Raw genomic sequence first — 19,529 nt, 5'->3', positions numbered from 1 at the left:
CCCTATTTATTTATTTTTTATAAACTGATTTAAGTATTCCGTAGTAACCTTCTGCTCCTATAAATAATTGCTCTTGCTCTATATATTCATCTATTGTATGAGCAAGATTTTCTTTTGAAGGTCCAAATCCTATTGTTTTTATTCCTGCTTCACCTGCATAGTGACTTCCATTTGTACAGAATGAATATTGAGTTATCTCACTATCTATCCCAGCTTCTTTTAATCCTTTGTATGCTGCTTGAACAAACTCATCTTGTTCATCATATAACCAACCTGGGAAGAATCTTTCCCCTTCTATTTTGTTTCCTGTGTAGCATCCTTCACATCCTATAGCGTAAGAAACTTTAGCATCTAATTCTGGATCTTCTTTCATCATTTCATCTAATAATGCTTGTATAGGAGCTAACACTCCTTCTTTAGTTTCTCCTACTAATAATCTTCTATCAAAAGTAGCTTTACAATAATCTGGCACTACTGAAGCTCCTGGATATGGAGAAGATTTTATATCAGTTAAAACTAATATTCCAGGCCCTAATACTGGATGAGTAGGTGGCTCTAAGTTTTGTATTTTTTCTATTATCTTAGACATTTTATATACTGCATTTATTCCTTTGTGTGGGTTAGCAGAGTGAGCTGGTTTTCCGAAAGTTTCTACTACTATTTCTCCTCTACCTCTTTGCCCTATCTTTAAGTTAAGTTCTGAAGATTCCCCTATAACAACATAGTCTGGCTTAACAGCTTCACTTATTTTTCTAGCTGCTATACCTTCAAATATTTCTTCATGAACTACACCTGCTACATATAATTCACCTTCAAAGTCTTTTTTTGTATCTTCTGCAAAGTATGAAACAGCAGCTATCATTGCACTTAACTGACCTTTCATGTCAGAAGTACCTCTACCATATATTTTGCCATCATTTATAACTCCACTAAATGGAGGGAATGTCCATTTACTTTCATCTGGGACTTCTACTGTATCTATATGTCCATCAAATAATATTTTCTTTCCTTCTTTGTTTCCTTTTATACAACCTATTATGTTTCCGTATTCATCTCTAAACCAGCTATCAAATCCTAGCTTTTTGAAGTTTTCTTCTATTGCTTTAACTACATTTTCTTCATGTCCTGAATAACTTGCATTTCTTATTAATGATTGACACAACTCAGTTAATTCTTGTTTTCTTTGTTCATTTAACATCCTATTAATCCCCCTTAATTTTTCTAATTATTATCTATATACTTGCACATTCTCCGTCCCAAACTATGCTTCTATATTTCTCTGGATCTGTATCTCCTTCAGTACTTATTAGTAACACTCTAGAATCTTTATCTAGTTTTAAAGCTTCTCTAAGATCTTTTAATTTATCATCGCTCATCATAGCTGCTAATAATCCTGTTGTTACAGCTCCTGATTCTCCTGATATAACTTTTGTATCTCCTGTTAATGGATTTCCTAATACTCTCATTCCTTTAGCTGAAACCCAATCTGGTGCTGAAACGAAAGCTCCTGAATAGTTCTTTAATATTTCAAATCCTATTGTATTTGGCTCTCCACAAGCAAGACCAGCCATTATTGTAGGCATATCTCCACCAACAAATCTTGGTTTTCCATCTCCAGCTTCTGCAGATTTGTAGAAACAATCTGCTTCATCAGCTTCTACTACTACTGTTATAGGGCACTCATCAAACGCATTAGCTATGTATCCTTGTACTGCACCTGCAAGAGATCCAACCCCAGCTTGAACAAATACATGAGTAGGTCTTTCTACTCCGTACTCTTTTAATTGTTCAACTGCTTCTTTAGCCATTGTTCCGTAACCTTGCATTATCCAAGCAGGAATATCTTCATAACCATCCCATGCTGTATCTTGAACTATAAGTCCTCCAACTTTTTTTGCATCTTCATCTGCTAATCTAACAGCATCATCGTAGTTAAGATCAGTTATACTTGCATCCGCTCCCTCTGCTTTGATGTTGTTTAATCTTGTTATTGATGATCCTTTTGGCATATAAACTACTGATTTTTGCTTTAATTTATTTGCAGTCCAAGCAACCCCTCTTCCGTGGTTTCCATCAGTAGCTGTAAAGAATGTCATATCTCCAAGTTTTTCTCTAACTTCATCAGATATTAATTTTTCATAAGTTAATTCTGATATATCCATTCCTAATTTTTCAGCCATGTGTCTTGCCATAGCAAACGATCCACCTAGCACCTTAAATGCATTTAATCCAAATCTATATGATTCATCTTTTACGAAAACTCCTCCAACTCCTAAAACTTCAGCTAAATTATCTAGTTTAACTAATGGTGTCTTTGTATATTGTGGGAAACTTTCGTGGAAAGATTTCACTTTACTTATCTCTTCATCATTTAAAAACTCTATAGTTTTTTCCTTATTCTCACTCTTTGGTAGGTTATTTAATTTCCATTTTATTTCTCTCATAATTCTCCCCCTTGTATAAATGTTTTCGTAATTTTTATAAAGCAATTAATATGCCAAACTTAAATTTATTTTCTTAACAAACCTTGAAACCTAGGTTTTTAAACTAAAACTTTGTTAATTCACTCACATTTTATCTTTATAAATATCCTAAATATCTTTATTTGTGTAATAAAAAAATTCTCAAATCGGGAATTTTTACCGATTTGAGAATTTTCATTTTGGGAATTATTTAATTTTCATCTAGTTTTCTATATAAAGTAGATACACCTATACCAAGTTTTCTAGCTATTTCTTTTTTAGCTTTTGTATCTCTTCCATATTTATCAAGGATACTATTTATATAAAATAACTCTAATTCTTTCATAGTTAAAATATCTTCATAATTATCAATTCTTACTATATTACTATTATTAGTATTTTTATTTGTTACATTTATTTCTTTTACCTTATTATTATTTTCATAGTACTTAATTATATCTATTGGCAACATATTTTCTGATATTATTCCATCTTCTCCTATTATATTCATCATATATTCTGCTGAGTTTTCTAATTCTCTTATATTTCCCGGCCAATAATAATTAATCAACTTATTCATCACAGATTCTTCAATTTTCTTTACATCTATGTCGAATTCTATTGAATATCTATTTAATATATTCAAAAATATATCTTTAATATCTTCTTTTCTATCTCTAAGCGGTGGTAAGTTTATAGGCATTACATTTAATCTATAATATAAATCACTTCTAAACTTGCCGCTATTAACTAGTTCTAATATATTTTGATTTGTAGCAGCTATTACCCTTATGTCTAAATCTATAATTTTATTAGAACCAATCCTAACTAATTTTCTCTCTTGTAAAACTCTTAATAATTTAGCTTGTAAATGTACAGATAAATCTCCTATCTCGTCTAAAAATATTACGCCTGTATTAGCTAACTCAAATTTTCCTATTTTCCCTTCATTACTAGCCCCACTAAAAGCTCCTTTCGCATATCCAAAAAGCTCACTTTCTAATAAGGCTTCTGGAATAGCTGCACAGTTTATAGCTATAAATGGTTTAGTACATCTATTTCCTTCTGCGTGGATTGATTTTGCAATTAACTCTTTACCTGTTCCACTTTCTCCAGTTATTAAAACCGTAGAGTTAGATTGTGCAACTCTTTTAGTCCTAATTTTAACTAGCTTCATAGCTTCACTATTTCCAATTATAGAATCTATCTTTTTAACTTCCCACTTAGTATTTATTTTTTGTTCTTTATTTTCCTTAACTTCATCAAAAATTAGAAGCTTATCATAATTATTAATATAAGGATGAACAGGTATTATCTTATATGTAGTATGATAAACCTTTTCATCTATACTAAAACTTAACAGTTCATCATTATCTTCATTATGTTCTATGGCTCTTATTTCTACTAACTTGCCTATGGGGTCATTAAAAATGCCTAATCTTTTCTTTGCTATATTATTGATATATGATATCTTTCTTCCTGGATCTAAAATCAATACACCCTTTTCAATATTATCAATTATATCTCTAAACATTTCCATCTCTTTATCAATATATTTACTATCTTCAAATTCATTTACTTTTATAGAGATCAAGTCTGAAATGTGATGTATAAACTCTAAGTAAGATTTTAATTTCTTACGTACTTCTTTTTTCTTTTCTTTATCAGTACTTATTGCACCTATAACACCAATTGTTCGACCACTATACTTAATAGGTACAGCTAAAATCATTTTATCAAGGCACTTACTAAGCCTACTACAATTACTACAAATTTCATGACTAGCTATATCAACTACTGTTATATCATTTCCTGTACTAATAACTTGGCTATATATATAACCACTAGATACAAGAACTTCATTTTCTTTATATTTATAAATTCCAGAACCCCCAATTCTGAATAACCTATCATCTACAATTTCAATATCTACATTCAATACGCTAGCTATGGTCTCCACGTATTTGGTCATCTCATCTTGAACTTGTTTTAACATACTCGCCATTTGATATACTTCCCCTTTGTTAGTAAGTTTCTCATATTGACTATATTTTATCATAATTGATTATCAAATATAATTAGCTAACTTATTAATTTACATAAAATTTTTAATATATTTACTTTCACTATATAAATATTTTCAACAGAAAAATCGACAATAAACTTCGCCATAATTATAGACAATAAAAAAAAATAGTGGTAATATATATTGGCATTAACCAATGCGGGTGGGCGAGGGAACCAAAACAAAGAGGAAGAAAAATGGAACAAAAACTATCAAGCAGTAAATTAGAAGCAATTGCAACACAAAGTTTAAAAACAGAAATTTTAGCAGGAATCACAACATTCATAGCCAGCGTGTATATCATAATGACTAATGCATTAATATTATCTGATGCAGGTATAAGTCCAGATGCAGCTATGATAGCTACAGTACTTACATGTACTATATCTACAATTCTTATGGGAGTACTCTCAGATACTCCACTTATATTAGTCCCTGGAATGGGAATAAACTCATTATTTACTTATACTATTGTCCAATCAATGGGATTGGCATGGCAAGAAGCTTTAGCAGCAGTCTTAGTAAGTGGTATAATATTCACTTTAATAGCAAGTACAAAGCTAACTTCAATTCTTATGAACTCGATACCAAATAATTTAAAACATGCAATAACTACAGGAGTAGGATTTTTAATCTTATTTATAGGACTTCAAAAAAGTGGTCTTGTTGTAGGTAACGAAAATACTATGATAGGTATTGGTAATATTGCGGACAAAGAAACCCTTTTAAGTATAGTAACTTTAATTATCATATTAATATTAAATATGAAAAACGTTCCAGGTAACTTACTTATAAGTATAATAATCGGTACAGTATTATCGCTTATTATGGGAGTAACTAGTCTAAGCAGTTTAGATTTTGCAGGATTTAATATAGGTGCTATTAAAGAAGTATTTTTAGGAATGTCATTTAAAAATATTTGGTCTATACCGTTTATGGTAGCAGTATTCTCTATAACAATTGTAATAGTATTTGAAAATATGGGAATTTTATATGGTCAATTAGGAGCGCTAAAAAGAGAAGAAGATTTTCAAAAATCATTTAAAGTAACTGGAATATCTAATATAATAGCTGGAATATGTGGAACAAGTCCAACTATAGTTGCAGCTGAAAACTTCTCAGGGATCAGTGTTGGTGGTAAAAGCAAAGTAGCTGCATTTACATCTGCTACATTATTCTTACTGTCATTGTTCTTAATACCTGTATTAAAACTTATACCAGATGGTGTTATAAGTAGTGTTCTTATATTTATAGGGATACTTATGATACAAACTTTCTTTGATCTAGAAAAAGGAGATTTGATAGAAACTATATCTATAATCTTAATGATTACGATAATACCTTTTACTTATAATATTGTAAATGGTATATCTATTGGATTTATAGTTTATACAATTCTTAATTTAGTTATAAATAAAGGGAAAAATGTTTCTGTAGCTATGTACGTACTTAGCGGCTTGTTTATTCTTAACTTTGTAATGAGTACAGTTATGGGAACTATCCATTAACATATTAAAAAAGGCGTCGCTCTAAAATAGGGCACGCCTTTTTCATTTCTATACTATATTATTATTCCTTCGAAGTGGTCTACTTCGTGTTGAATAATTTGTGCTGTAAATCCTGTAAATACTTGCTTATGTTTTTTAAAGTTTCTATCTAGATACTCTACCTCTATTTTTTCATATCTAGTTGTTTTTCTAAATCCTTCTAAAGATAAACAACTCTCTTCAGCTTCATAAGGAATCTCTTTTTTTAGTATAACTGGATTTACCATAGGAATTATCATCTCTCCTACACTAAATACTAATATACGCTTTTTTACTCCGATCATATTAGCTGCCATTCCTACACAATGGTCTAAATTTGCTCTTAGTGTATCTATTAAATCATTGATAACTTCTACATCATCCTTTGTTGCAAGTTCTGATTTTTGTTCTAAAAATAATATATCTTTTACAACTGCTTTTATCATACTTTTTTAACCTCTCTAATTTATCTAAATTAATATAAGTTTATATTAGTACAAGTATGTATATCAGTCAAATTATTAAAGATATTAATTTTCTTCTACCATATATCTGAGAACAGTCTTTAACTTTGATGCTTCAGTTTTTCTAAAATCTGAAAGATATATTTCTCTATGAGCTTTAGTTTTTATCTTTAAATTATTTTCATTGCAAAACTCTTCCATAGCTGAAAAAGTCCTTGGTTCATCATCGTAAGGCCCAACATGAAGCATCTGTACTGAAGTTCCTTCTTTAATATTTTTAAGCTCTACTTTTTCTAATAATGGATTTGCTTTTTTCTTTTTTGCAATATCCATAGCTATATTGAAAACTTCTTCATTTACAAATTCAGGTTGTCTAATCATTAATGTGTAAACTAGCTCGTCCTTGTTAAGTACTTCTTCAGCTCTACCTTTTTCAGTTAAGTCCCATATTCCCTCTAATGGATATACTGTATATTCAAAATATCCTTCTGGGGTAATTCCTTTTTTAGGCATCATTCTTATAGCGTAAGCTAGTGAGTATAGTGTTTCTATCGTTTTTGAAAATCCTTCACTGTTTGGGTTTCCTTTCCCTTTTAGAGTTAGAAATTTGAATTCCGGTATTTCTACTAGTTGAGGTTTTTCTTTTGGTATGTAGTACTCTTTTTCTTTTTTTCTCCATTCATGTTTCATGAATATATCTCCCTTATAGTTTTAATTTACTATTTATATATTACTAAAAAATTCATCTATTTCATCATCTTTATTTTCTGGTACTCTTTCTAAATATATACTTTTTTCTTTTATTTCTTCTTTGCCTTTCGTTATATAATCTATCTTTTTAACTATATATCCTAAAGTAATTAAAGATATTGTGTAAAATACAAATGGTATAACTGTAACTAAGTAATAATTTATTACTTCTACTAACTCCTTTTTAGGATCAAATCCCTCTTTAACTAAATCTGATATGTAAACATTTGATTTATATATAATAAATATAGTGCTTATAGCCATTAATGTTGCACATATATATATTATTACTGTAAGTTTTGGTGCTTTTTCCATATCTGACGATTTCATAATATTCTCCTATCATATACTTCATTTATTTTCTGTTATTTATCAGTATTAACTTTTTCCTTTTCATCTTTTATAAATAATAATTTTCCAGATTTTAACCCCCAAATTTCATCAAGATATGAACAAACTTTTTTTGAGTGAGTTACAATGATAACACACTTATTGTGCTTATGAGCTAACGATACTAGAATATCCATAATCTTTTCTTCAGTTTCATTGTCAAGGTTTCCAGTTGGTTCATCAGCAATTATTATATCTGGATTATGCGATAGAGCCCTAGCTATACCAATTCTTTGTTGCTCTCCTCCTGACAAATTTAAAATCTTTCTATTTGCTTTATCAGAATCAATCCCTACACTTTGCAGTAAATTTTCTATATATTCATCCTTGTCTTCTTGCTTAGAATTGCTTATGTTCATCGATAATAATATATTTTCCTTAGCTGTAGCATTTAACAATAAGTTATATCCTTGAAATATTACTCCTATATCTTTGGCTCTATATAAATCTCTATCTATATTTTTTAAACTTTTATCATTATGTAAAACTTCTCCACTTTTACATGTATCAAGTCCAGATATTAATGATAATAAAGTACTTTTTCCTGCTCCTGATTTTCCTATTATCCCATACACTTTTCCTTTTTCAAAATCTATATTTATATTGTTAAACACATCTCTGTTAGCACCTTCATATCTATAACTTACATCTTTTAAACTTAGTAAACTCATATCTACCTAATTCCTTTCTGATAATATTTTTCTTGGTTCAAACCTCATTATATATATAATTCCAATTCCAATAGATATTGCTCCAAGTAACAGTGCTATTAATGTTATTCCCACAATTGCTTCGATGTTAAGATGTACATTTAAATTAGTTATTGGATCTACGTTTGGAGCTGCCCCACCGCCCATTCTAAACATCATTCCTTCAGATGCACTTTGATTTTGAGCCTCTATTTGACTTTTTAGGAGAACGTTTGAAATTGATTGGGCAGATAAACTAGCAATAGATAATCCTACAACTAATGAAATAGCTATTGTAGATAAGGTTTCGAAGATTAAACCAAGTGCAACCTTACCTTTTTTCATTCCCATTGCTCTAAGAACACCAATTTCATATTTTCTTTCACGAATTCCTAAGATAGATATTAAAATTAAGATACTACCACCAAAGCATAGTACTAATATCATAAATATGTTAGCTACCTTTTGTAATCCTTCAACAGGCTTAACAATTTCATCATAACTTTGAGAATCTGTTGATACATCATATAAATTATCTAATCCCAGTTTATGTGCTTCTTCATTAAACTCACTTAGTAATTCTGGATCTTTTAAGAAGAATTTTGCATCTACTGAAATTAAATCATTATCTATTTTTACTTTGTATGCTTTTAAAGTATCGAAAGTTGTAATAATTTCATTTTTTCTATTCATCATAGGATGCTTAAATCCATAATCTTGAGATTCAGTTCCATCATAATAAATTCCAGAAATAGTTAGTTCCAATGGATCATATTTATCAGGATCATCTGGGTTTTGAACTTTAAAAGCATCTCCTACTTTTAGATTGTTTAATTTAGCAAAATCTTCACTAACTATAGCTTCGCCATCCTTCTTTGGCATATTACCATCAATAATTTTCCTATCGCCCTTTTTAAACTCTTCTAATCCTGTAGAATTAAGCCCTCCATTAATAGTTAGATTAGACTCTTTTGCATTTTCAGATCTTTCTTTTCCCCCAATAACAACTCCTCCAGTATTACCAGAATTATTACTATTTTTTTCATATTCATCTTGGTCTAGTGATTTTAGCTTATCACTATAACCACCGTAACTTGCAGTAAATATTGTCTCTTTTAAATATTCCGATTTAGACAGTTTTTCTAGTAAGTCATATTTAGGCTTAATGGATTCTATTGACTCTCTGCCATCTTTTTGTGCTTTTTCCATTATTTTTTCTAGATCAGGCTGAATATATACTTCTGATCCAAATCGATTTTTATAATCTTTTATGATTTCACCAGAAGTAGTATTTATAACAACTGAAATAGCTACACATGAGAGTATCGCAATCATTATAACACCAAGTAAAATATTACGACCTTTATTCCTCGCTAAGTTTTTTAATGCATTTTTAAAGATATACATATAAAATTCTCCTTTTCTTTAGGTTTTACTGTAAGCAAATTATAATAAATATATTGTTTACTCAATGTTAACCCTCAACTTAAAATCTAAAAATAAATATTAATTCTTGTATTCAGAAAAGGATAAATAAAAACAAGACCCTTTATTTATTTCACTATCTACTACTACTATTCCATTACATAAATCACACACATGTGATACTAAACTTAGACCTATCCCGTATCCATCTTTTTTTAAATCATTAATTCTATATTTATTGTTAAATATACTATCTATAAAATTTTTTTCCATACCAATTCCGTTATCTTCTACTTTAATTATCACACTATTATATTTGTTTCTTACAGATACTCTTATTTTTTTATTCTCACCATACTTTACTGCATTATCAACTAAATTACTCACTGCACGGTATATCCATCTCTCCTTAGCTAAAATAGTTGTATTATTTTCTTCATCAAAATCAAATTCAATATTTTTATAATTTTTTTGATATATATCACAAATACTCGCACATACTAAAGAAACATCTACACCTGTCATTGCATCATCAGATTTCAAATCACTTAAAGTTAATACATCATCTATACTATCAGCAATATCATCTAACAACTTAAGATACTCCTGGTTGTTGTCTATCTCTAAATTTGTTCTTAATATAGCAATAGCATTTTTTTGTTCATGTGATAAATAAGAATTTAATTTTTTATAGTCATCTAAATTTGATTTGAATTTTCCCTTTATATTTTCATAAGCTATTCCAAATGTTTTACTTACTAAATATGGATTAAACTCATCATCAATCTCATTTAAATTTTTAACTATATTTTCAATTTCTTTATCATGAATCTTATTTAATGCTATCCACAATATCAAGGATGCTAATATTAAAATAAAGAAAAATATTAAAATTATACTTAGTATGTCTTTAAATCCTATCTTCAAATACGCTCTTCCTATTTCAGCTACATCCACTAATCTGGTTGTACCTTTCATTTTATTATTTTCAAAGTTTGCATTGTAGTCTTTTAAGTTCGGATAATCGCCTTCATTTATTGCTTTATATATTAAATCTTCTTCATTATATCTAGAAGTACTAATAATAATAGCTTTAGTATCTTTTATATTTGTTTTGGTTTCTAAATTATTAAAAGATACTTTTATTTTATATAATCCTACGCCTATAACAAGTGATAGTATTAATGAATATATTATTATAACTAGTCCACTTTTAAAGTTTACTCTACGCATAAACAATAGCCCTTCCCTCTAACGTTAACTAATACATCTTGACCTTGTACGTTTTTTAATTTATTTTTTAGTCTTGATATATGTACTCTTAATACTGATGAAAATGGATCAAAGTTTTCATCATATACATGCTCTACAATTTCCTCGCTAGAAACAACTGCAGGGTGTTTATAGCAGATATACTCTAATATATCAAACTCTTTTATTGCAAGTATTACCTCTTTTTCATCTATATACACAGTACGATTTACTGGGTTAAGTTTTACCCCCCCAATATTTATAATTGGATTAGTTCTCCCATGGAATCTTCTTATTACTGCATGAATTCTTGCCCTAACTTCTAATAATTGAAATGGCTTGGTTATATAATCATCTGCTCCATTATCTAATCCTATTGCTAAGTCCGATACATTATCTCTTGCTGTTATGATTATTATTGGTGCGTCTATTGATTTTTTACGAAGGTATTTTAGCACTTCTATTCCATCAGTATCTGGAAGGTTCAAATCTAATAGTATAACATCATATTCATTAATACTTGCTTTATCTTCTCCTTCTTCTCCTGTGTTTGATATATCTACTTTGAAGTTCATATTTTCTAACCCTTTTTTCATTGAGTTTGATAGTTCTATATTATCTTCTATAACTAGTAATCTCATTTTTTAGCTCTCCTTATAAATCAATAAATTAAAATTTTATATCATTATACTTTATCATATTTAATGTTTATCCAATGTTAACAGGTTATACAATATAAGTAAAAAAAATGCAGTTACTAAGTTTTCACACTTAATAACTACATTTTATTTAATAGAGTACTATTTTTTATCTATTTATTTTCAGCTAATACTTGTTGATACGCATCAGTGTCTGTGTAAATTTCATCCTTTATTGGATTAAGTTTATTTTTTCTTACCTTATTAAATTGGTAAATTGCTAAAGCTGCATTCACAGCTAAAGATATTAAACTTACCACAAAGAACGCTGTCTTGTTATGTGTTGTAGGAACTGGTGCTATCCTATCAGCAAATTGAGGAACAGTCATAACAAACATAATCCAAAGAGCTAATGTTTGAGCACGATGTTGTAACCAAGCTCCTTTTTTTATAAAGAAAGTTGGTATTGTACATGAAAGTAATAAAGCTACCCCACAATAAATTGAGTGGTCTGATATACAGTTATAAGTATAAGCGAAATTCCATACATCATAAGCTATAACCCATGTCCATATCATATCTGGCCATATCATATCCTTTGTTTTGTCTTTAGATATAAATATTCCATAACAACCACAAATTGTAACTATATTTAATAACCCAGCTATACCATTCATAATATTCCAAGGTCCAGATATCGTCCAAAGATTGTCTACAACTCCACCATCAGTTAATCCATAAGTGAAAATTTGAAAATCTCTAATAGAAGCTTCAAATATATTTAATGCTAAAATAATCGCTGGAAGAGCCAATGCCCATTTTTTCTTTTGTAACGATGGAATATATCTAAGAGCCATAAACCAAACACACCCAGCAAGTGCCGAATAAGTTTTAACCCAGTTAAACCAAGTTCCTGTTCCATATTCATTGCCTGGCGCTGCTGTAGTTGGCCAAACAAAAATTGTTAAAAATGTAGGTACTATTATAAACAATAATACTCCCGTCCATTTTGTTGATCTTCCAAGTTCATTAAATGCCATCAATGCAAGTAATACAAATAGGAAAATTCCCCATCCTTCAAAGGTCATTTTTTCATATAAAATCCCCATAATGCACCCCTAATCTATTTTATTTTAATTTTATTTTGCAAATACATCCTTAACTTTCTTTCCTATTATTCTACCTTTTCTTCTTATAACATTTTTAACTACTGCTGGTTTTAAATCTTCATAAGCTACACCTTCTGCATCATATTTTCTTACTAATGATATAGCGTCAAACTTACATTTCGTAGTACATTGACCACAACCTACACACATATATTCATCTACAACAGTAGCTCCACAACCTAAACATCTTTCTGTTTCTTTTTTCATTTGTTCTTCTGTAAAAGTAAGACGCATATCTTTGAAAGATTCTTTTGCATCTACGCCAGATTTATGATTTGGTCTTTGTCTTGGCATATTATCATATCCTTCTAATTGTAAGCTTTTTTTATCAAATTCATGATAATCTCTTCTATCACGTCCATTTACTAAACTTTGTCCTGGCTGAACGAAACGGTGAATTGATATAGCTCCTTGTTTACCTGCTGCTATTGCATCTATTGCAAATCTAGGACCAGTATATGAATCTCCTCCAGCAAATATATCAGGTTCATTTGTTTGATAAGTAAATCCATCAGCTTTTATTGTATTATTAGGATTTAACTCTGCTTTACTTCCTTTAAGTAAATCACCCCAGTCAATACTTTGACCTACTGAAATTAAAACGTAATCAGCATCTACTACTTTTAAATTATCTTCATCAAATACTGGAGAGAATCTTCCGTTTTCATCAAATACAGAAACACATTTTTTAAATTCAACCCCTACTACTTTTCCGTCTTCTACAATTATTCTATTAGGCCCCCAAGAGTTGTTTATTACTATATCCTCTTCTAAAGCTTCTTCTATTTCTTCTTCTAAAGCAGGCATTTGTTCACGATTTTCTAAGCAGAACATATTTACACTATCTGCACCTACTCTTGTTGCATTTCTTGCAACGTCTATCGCAACATTTCCTCCACCAATAACAACTACTTTTCCATTTAGTTTTACATCTTCTCCTAAGTTAACATCACGTACAAATTCTACCCCTGGTATAACACCTTCTGCATCTTCACCTTCTATATTTAATCTTCTACCAGCTTGTGCTCCAATTGCTAAATAGAAAGCTTTATATCCATCTTTTCTTAATTCATCTAATGTAACATCCTTACCTACTTCTATACCTGTTTTAAACTCTACACCCATTTGTCTTAGTATCTCTATTTCAGCATTAACTACTTCTTTTTCCAATCTGAAAGAAGGAATTCCTAAAGTTAACATCCCACCAAGGGCTTTTTGTTTTTCAAATACTGTTACCTTGTATCCATCTATTGATAAGTAATATGCACATGAAAGTCCAGAAGGTCCTCCACCTATTATGGCAATCTTCTTACCGTAATTATGTCTTTTTTTAGGAACGAATCTATGCTCTTCTTTTAAGTCTTGTTCAGCTACAAACTTTTTAATTTCATCTATAGCTATTGGTGAATCTATATCTCCTCTTGTACATGCTGATTCACACTTTCTAGGACAGATACGACCACATATAGCAGGGAATGGATTTTCTTGTTTTATAAGTTCTAAAGCTTCTTTATATCTTCCTTGTGAAGCAAGTTTTATATATCCTTGAACAGCTATATGCGCAGGGCATGCAGTCTTACATGGACTTGTTCCACTTTCTACTACATCTTCTCTATTAATTCTATAATCTTCATTCCATCTCTCTGGTCCCCAATTAGTATTTCTTGGCGTTTCTTTTCTTTCTATTTTATCTACAATCGGTTTACTAGAGCATAATTTTTGACCAAGTTTTAAAGCATTAGTTGGACAGTTAACTACACACTCTCCACAAGCAACACACTTATCTTTATCTACTTTAGACACATAGTTAGAACGTACCATATCAGTATTTGCAAACATGTTTCCACCCTTAAGTGCTAAACAAGAACATCCACAGCAATTGCATATTGCATGAGTTTTTCCTGATCCATCTAAGTTTGGTATTTGGTGCATTAACCCATTTTCTTCAGCTCTTTTTATTATTTCAAAAGCCTCTTCTCTAGTTATTTTTTTACCTCTACCTGTTCTTATGTAGTATTCAGCTGCATGGCCTAATTGAATACACATATCTTCTTTTAGATGTCCGCATCCTTCTCCCATGCTTTCTCTTGCTGTACGACATGAACAGTCTGATACAGAGAATTTATCACTCTCATTTAAATATTTTGATATTTCCTCATATGAAGCTCTTCTTGTTTCCCCATCTATTGCAGTTTCTATTGGAATAACACGCATAAGTCCTACCCCTGGAGGAAAACTTCCTGTAGATCTTGGTCCATTTTCCACACCATAATCATGAAATGCCTTAGGAATTTGTGGATATTTTTTAGCCTGTGCCTTATTATTAACCATCATTTCCATAATTCCTGGTACCCAAGTTTCATACCAGAAAGTATCTACACCATCTATTTCATTAACGAAAACTACCCCTATTTCTGATAATTCTAATAGTAACTCTGTACACTTCTCAACACTCTTACCACATAAAGGTGCGACTTTCTCAGCCGTTATTTTCTTTCTAATCTCCATACAAAGTAAAACTTCTGCCATTTCATCTGTTACAACTGGCTCTAAAATTCTATAACGTGCATCATTTTCACCAAAGTACCCTCTAGACCCTGGTTTCTTTCCACTAACTTGGTTTGCAAATTGAAGAACCTTTTCTTTAACTGCCATCTTAATCCCCCTAAAAATTATAATTTTTATATTATATTAATTATTCCAAGCCTTTACTTCTTCTCTTATCCAATTAGCCCATTCATCTATACCTTCACCAGTTTTGGCTGATATCTCTATAACTTTTGCATTTGGATTTCGTTTTTTAATATATTCTTTAACTAAATCTAAATCAAAGTCAAAATACTCTATAGCATCAATTTTGTTTATTAAAACCACATCCACTACTGAAAATATTAATGGATATTTTAAAGGTTTATCATGTCCCTCTGGTACGCTAAGTATCATAGCATTTTTCGAAGAACCAGTATCAAATTCTGCTGGACACACTAGATTCCCCACATTTTCTAATATTACAAAGTCCACATCATCTGTTCCAAGTTCTACCAAACCTTGCTTAGTCATATCTGCATCTAAATGACACATTCCACCTGTATGTAACTGTATTACCTTTGCACCTGTTTTTGAAACAGTGTCAGCATCAACATCTGAATCTATATCAGCTTCCATAACTCCAATTTTCATTTCATTTTTTAAAGCTTCAATAGTTCTTAAAACTGTTGTAGTCTTCCCTGAACCAGGAGAAGACATTAAATTTAATAAAAAAGTGTTATCTTTCTTTAAGTCTGATCTAAGCAAGTCTGCTTGTTCATCATTGTTCTTAAAAACACTTTCCTTTATCTCGATAACTTTATACTTTTCCATAAACTTACCCCCTAATATTTATTGATATTGTTAAAAGTATTTAGTATATTTACAATCAACCATTTTACTTTGATTAATTTTATATTATCATTTGTTAACTTTGTAACACTCCATACAGAATTAATTTCACCGAATCACATTCTGTAATTAAAATATATCATCTTTACCATATTTTGTAAATGTATACATGTCGTTTTCATTTGATTTCTTTCACAACTTTTCATTATATATTTACTTTTTTTATGCTATACTAAATAATTATATAATTTACTGTATTCACATTGCAGTGCTATAGAAAGGTATTTGTCATGAAAAAATTAACTAATAGACAAAAACAAGCTATTGCAACCAAACTTAGAATTACACAAGTAGCAACTGAACTTTTTAAATTAAATGGATTTGATAGTGTAAAAATTCAAGATATCTGCCAAGCTGCAGAAATTTCAATAGGAGCTTTTTATCATCACTTTAAATCAAAAGCTGAAATAATTAACACGGCTTATGAGCAAGTTGATATTTTAGTATTAGATAGACTTGAAACAAAAGATTTAGATTCAAATCTTGATAAATTATTATTTTTATTAGGTGAAGGTGCTATTGTTATGGAAGAACTTGGTTGGGTATTTGTAAGTGAAATATATAAAAATTTACTTTCAATAGAATCAAAGTATTCTACTAAACCTGACCGTTATATAGCATTAGAAGTTAGATCTATCATAGAAGATTCGCTAAAAAGTGGTGAGTTAAATAGCTCAATTTCTTCATTTGATTTGACTATGATAATTATGAGAATATCTAGAGGTACCATATTTGACTGGTGTCTTCATGAAGGAAGTTATGATCTTAAATCTAGAATGGAATTTGAATTAAACTTGCTTCTTTCTAATTTTAAAACTAAAAAATTAGATTAAAAAAAGTCGCTAATTAAGCGACTTTTTTTATTTTAAGTACAATAATATTTACCCTTCAACAGCTTCCGGAGCATTATTCTGTTTCTCGCTTATACGCAATACGATATTGTCTGGATCAACTTGTAATTCAATTTTATCACTCTGTAGTTCAGGAATTTCTCCAACAGTTATAACATTACCTGCCTTCATTCCATCAACATCAATAGTTATAGTATCAATCATATATTTAGGTAAAGATGTATATGGAATTTCAAGCTGCATTTTCTCCACTACCCCTTGAATTTTCGCATCATTTACAACAATAATATGAATTACACTGTTTACTTTTTCATTTGCACTTAATGCTTGAAAACTTATATTTAAAATTTCATCATTCACTCTATTCAATGATTTTTCCTTGATTTGTACCGGCATTGTTTGTCCTTCAATATTCATCACCAATTTACTACCTTCACGATTTAGACGAATTAATCTGCGTGCAACAGATTCTTCCATTTGAATAGATATTGGATCTGTCAAAGATTTCCCGAATACATTTCCAGGAACTAACCCGAGTCGTCTCATTTTTTTTGCCTTTACATTAAAATTACGTTTTTGAACATTAATAGTTTCCATTTTGTTTCCTCCTAATTATTTTATAATATATGCCTAATTGCAACGCAGTACGTTGCAATGAAACAATCAATAGAAGTTAGATTATTTAAACTAGACTGTCAAAATACTTCAAAGTAAAAGTCTTAATTTTTTTGACCATATAAAAAAAAAGACTCTTCATACAACACAATAAGCGCGATACTAAAAGCCCTTCTCTAAAGACGGTTCTTTTTTATTTGCAATTTTAAGTATAGTATATAGCAGTTACGATTAAAAATCAAGGCAACCATTTTCCTAATTGCATATACTGTCTTTAAATTACATATAAATTCGCTTGTACTAAAAAAAGTATTGATTAAAAAATCAATACTTTTTTCATAAATTTCAATGGTGTAGACTAATTATACTTAGATTCAAATTATTTTGCCACCCACATTTTAATTTTTACTTTTATTTTTATTTGTAAATTTAGATTTACTTTTATTACCGTTATTTCTGTTAGGTCTTTTTCTACCTCTATTGTTCTTATTCGCCGATACAGTTATATCCTCTGAACTAGATACAAAGCTGTGATTTTCTACAACTTCAATCTTTTTATTTATAAGTTTTTCTATAGCCTTATAAAGATCTCTTTCTTCCATTGCACAAAATGCCGTTGCTCTACCACTTCTTCCTGCTCTTCCTGTTCTTCCGATTCTATGAACATAAGTCTCTGCAACTTCTGGTAAATCATAATTTATTACATATGGTAGATCATCAATATCAATTCCTCTTGCAGCTATATCAGTTGCTACCAGTACTCTAATCTTACCTTCTTTAAAATCATTTAATGCTAGCTGTCTTGCATTTTGCGACTTATTACCATGTATTGCAGCAGCACTTATTGATGATGATACTAACTGTTGTGTTATTTTATTTGCTCCATGTTTTGTTCTTGAAAATACAAGTACAGATTCTTTTGGGTTACTTTTTAATAACTCTATAAGTAAGTTTGTCTTTTGCTTTTTACTTACAAAGTAAATATTTTGGTCAACCATCTCAGTTGTTGATGAAACTGGTGCAACCTCTACTCTAACTGGATTTTTAAATATTGAATCTGCTAATTTTGATATTTCCTTTGGCATAGTAGCTGAGAAGAATATATTTTGTCTAACCTTTGGAAGATAGCTCATTATTCTTTTTACATCATGTATCATACCCATATCTAACATGCTGTCAGCTTCATCTAAAACAAAGTGTTTAACATCATTTAATTTTAAGAATTTTTGATTATATAAATCAAGCATTCTACCTGGAGTTGCTATTAATATATCTACACCTTGCTTTAATGCTTTAGTTTGAGGATTTTGAGATACGCCTCCAAATATAACTAAACTTTTTATATTTGTATGTCTTGCATAAGCTGCAAAGTTTTCTTCTATTTGTATTGCTAATTCTCTTGTAGGTGCTAGTATTACCGCTTTTATAGTTCTTTTACCTTTTAGTGATTTTTTATCATTATATATTTGTTGTATTATAGGGATTGCAAAAGATGCTGTTTTACCAGTACCTGTCTGTGCACATCCTAATAAATCTCTACCTTCTAATAACGGTGTTATTGACTTTGATTGTATTGGTGTTGGGTTTAAATATCCTTCTTCCTTTAGTGCTTTTTGTATTGGTTTAATTATGTCTAAATCTGTAAATAGCATTTATATCTCCTTTTTGTTTCCTTTTATATTAATCTAAATTGTTTACAAAATAAAATAAACACTTCCTATGCCATTTAATATCTAAACATAAAAAGTGCTTATCTTTTCTATTATACATCATATCTTTTAAAATAACGATATATA

Annotated in this window: 17 protein-coding genes; 2 read left to right on the top strand and 15 right to left on the bottom strand. The window is 29.8% G+C overall.

Going from position 1 to position 19,529, the window contains the following annotated elements; translation table 11 throughout:
* Positions 1-10 precede the first annotated feature (10 nt).
* From KXZ80_RS02055 to KXZ80_RS02045, 3 genes are all read right to left on the bottom strand, one after another.
* A complete protein-coding gene (locus KXZ80_RS02055; protein ID WP_021434054.1) occupies positions 11-1,198 on the bottom strand; it encodes a YgeY family selenium metabolism-linked hydrolase in 1,188 nt (395 codons plus the stop codon).
* A 34-nt stretch (positions 1,199-1,232) separates the two neighbouring features.
* Positions 1,233-2,444 (bottom strand): diaminopropionate ammonia-lyase, encoded by a 1,212-nt coding sequence (dpaL, locus tag KXZ80_RS02050; protein WP_021434055.1) that lies wholly within the window; start codon positions 2,442-2,444, stop codon positions 1,233-1,235.
* A 229-nt stretch (positions 2,445-2,673) separates the two neighbouring features.
* A complete protein-coding gene (locus KXZ80_RS02045; RefSeq protein ID WP_226883830.1) occupies positions 2,674-4,521 on the bottom strand; it encodes a sigma-54-dependent Fis family transcriptional regulator in 1,848 nt (615 codons plus the stop codon).
* A gap of 203 nt (positions 4,522-4,724) precedes the next feature.
* Between KXZ80_RS02045 and KXZ80_RS02040 the strand changes: the two genes are divergently transcribed.
* The gene (locus tag KXZ80_RS02040; protein WP_021434057.1) at positions 4,725-6,035 is read left to right on the top strand and encodes an NCS2 family permease; all 1,311 of its coding nucleotides are present in this window, start codon (positions 4,725-4,727) and stop codon (positions 6,033-6,035) included.
* A gap of 53 nt (positions 6,036-6,088) precedes the next feature.
* On the opposite strand, the gene KXZ80_RS02035 is transcribed toward KXZ80_RS02040, so the two are convergent.
* From KXZ80_RS02035 to hypB, 10 genes are all read right to left on the bottom strand, one after another.
* Positions 6,089-6,499: a peptide deformylase gene (locus KXZ80_RS02035; protein WP_021434058.1), complete on the bottom strand. Its 411-nt coding sequence runs from the start codon at positions 6,497-6,499 to the stop codon at positions 6,089-6,091.
* Between the two features lie 84 nt (positions 6,500-6,583).
* Entirely contained in the window at positions 6,584-7,207 is a 624-nt protein-coding gene (locus tag KXZ80_RS02030) for a GyrI-like domain-containing protein (protein WP_021434059.1), read from the bottom strand.
* 33 nt (positions 7,208-7,240) lie between these two features.
* Complete coding sequence (locus KXZ80_RS02025; RefSeq protein WP_021434060.1) at positions 7,241-7,597, bottom strand: hypothetical protein; 357 nt, start codon at positions 7,595-7,597, stop codon at positions 7,241-7,243.
* A gap of 35 nt (positions 7,598-7,632) precedes the next feature.
* The gene (locus tag KXZ80_RS02020; protein WP_021434061.1) at positions 7,633-8,328 is read right to left on the bottom strand and encodes an ABC transporter ATP-binding protein; all 696 of its coding nucleotides are present in this window, start codon (positions 8,326-8,328) and stop codon (positions 7,633-7,635) included.
* A 6-nt stretch (positions 8,329-8,334) separates the two neighbouring features.
* Positions 8,335-9,753: an FtsX-like permease family protein gene (locus KXZ80_RS02015; RefSeq protein WP_021434062.1), complete on the bottom strand. Its 1,419-nt coding sequence runs from the start codon at positions 9,751-9,753 to the stop codon at positions 8,335-8,337.
* 99 nt (positions 9,754-9,852) lie between these two features.
* Complete coding sequence (locus tag KXZ80_RS02010; protein ID WP_021434063.1) at positions 9,853-11,004, bottom strand: sensor histidine kinase; 1,152 nt, start codon at positions 11,002-11,004, stop codon at positions 9,853-9,855.
* Positions 10,992-11,663: a response regulator transcription factor gene (locus tag KXZ80_RS02005; RefSeq protein ID WP_021434064.1), complete on the bottom strand. Its 672-nt coding sequence runs from the start codon at positions 11,661-11,663 to the stop codon at positions 10,992-10,994. The genes KXZ80_RS02010 and KXZ80_RS02005 overlap by 13 nt, the downstream gene beginning before the upstream one ends.
* Before the next feature lie 170 nt (positions 11,664-11,833).
* Positions 11,834-12,769, bottom strand: a complete 936-nt coding sequence (locus KXZ80_RS02000) for a DUF5692 family protein (RefSeq protein ID WP_021430134.1) — start codon at positions 12,767-12,769, stop codon at positions 11,834-11,836.
* Positions 12,770-12,799: 30 nt separating this feature from the next.
* Complete coding sequence (locus tag KXZ80_RS01995; RefSeq protein WP_021434065.1) at positions 12,800-15,484, bottom strand: FAD-dependent oxidoreductase; 2,685 nt, start codon at positions 15,482-15,484, stop codon at positions 12,800-12,802.
* A gap of 36 nt (positions 15,485-15,520) precedes the next feature.
* Positions 15,521-16,189: a hydrogenase nickel incorporation protein HypB gene (gene hypB / locus KXZ80_RS01990; protein ID WP_021434066.1), complete on the bottom strand. Its 669-nt coding sequence runs from the start codon at positions 16,187-16,189 to the stop codon at positions 15,521-15,523.
* A 308-nt stretch (positions 16,190-16,497) separates the two neighbouring features.
* Between hypB and KXZ80_RS01985 the strand changes: the two genes are divergently transcribed.
* The gene (locus tag KXZ80_RS01985; protein ID WP_021434067.1) at positions 16,498-17,100 is read left to right on the top strand and encodes a TetR/AcrR family transcriptional regulator; all 603 of its coding nucleotides are present in this window, start codon (positions 16,498-16,500) and stop codon (positions 17,098-17,100) included.
* A gap of 48 nt (positions 17,101-17,148) precedes the next feature.
* On the opposite strand, the gene KXZ80_RS01980 is transcribed toward KXZ80_RS01985, so the two are convergent.
* Positions 17,149-17,715 carry a hypothetical protein gene (locus tag KXZ80_RS01980; protein WP_021434068.1) on the bottom strand — a complete coding sequence of 189 codons (567 nt, stop codon included), beginning with the start codon at positions 17,713-17,715 and terminating at the stop codon, positions 17,149-17,151.
* Between the two features lie 416 nt (positions 17,716-18,131).
* Complete coding sequence (locus tag KXZ80_RS01975; RefSeq protein WP_021434069.1) at positions 18,132-19,385, bottom strand: DEAD/DEAH box helicase; 1,254 nt, start codon at positions 19,383-19,385, stop codon at positions 18,132-18,134.
* Between the last annotated feature and the right edge of the window lie 144 nt (positions 19,386-19,529).

Origin of the sequence: Paraclostridium bifermentans, assembly GCF_019916025.1 — a bacterium.
GTDB lineage: Bacteria > Bacillota > Clostridia > Peptostreptococcales > Peptostreptococcaceae > Paraclostridium > Paraclostridium bifermentans.
The sequence above is the reverse complement of the archived record's forward strand: the minus strand, read 5'-3'. Positions and strand labels throughout refer to the sequence as shown.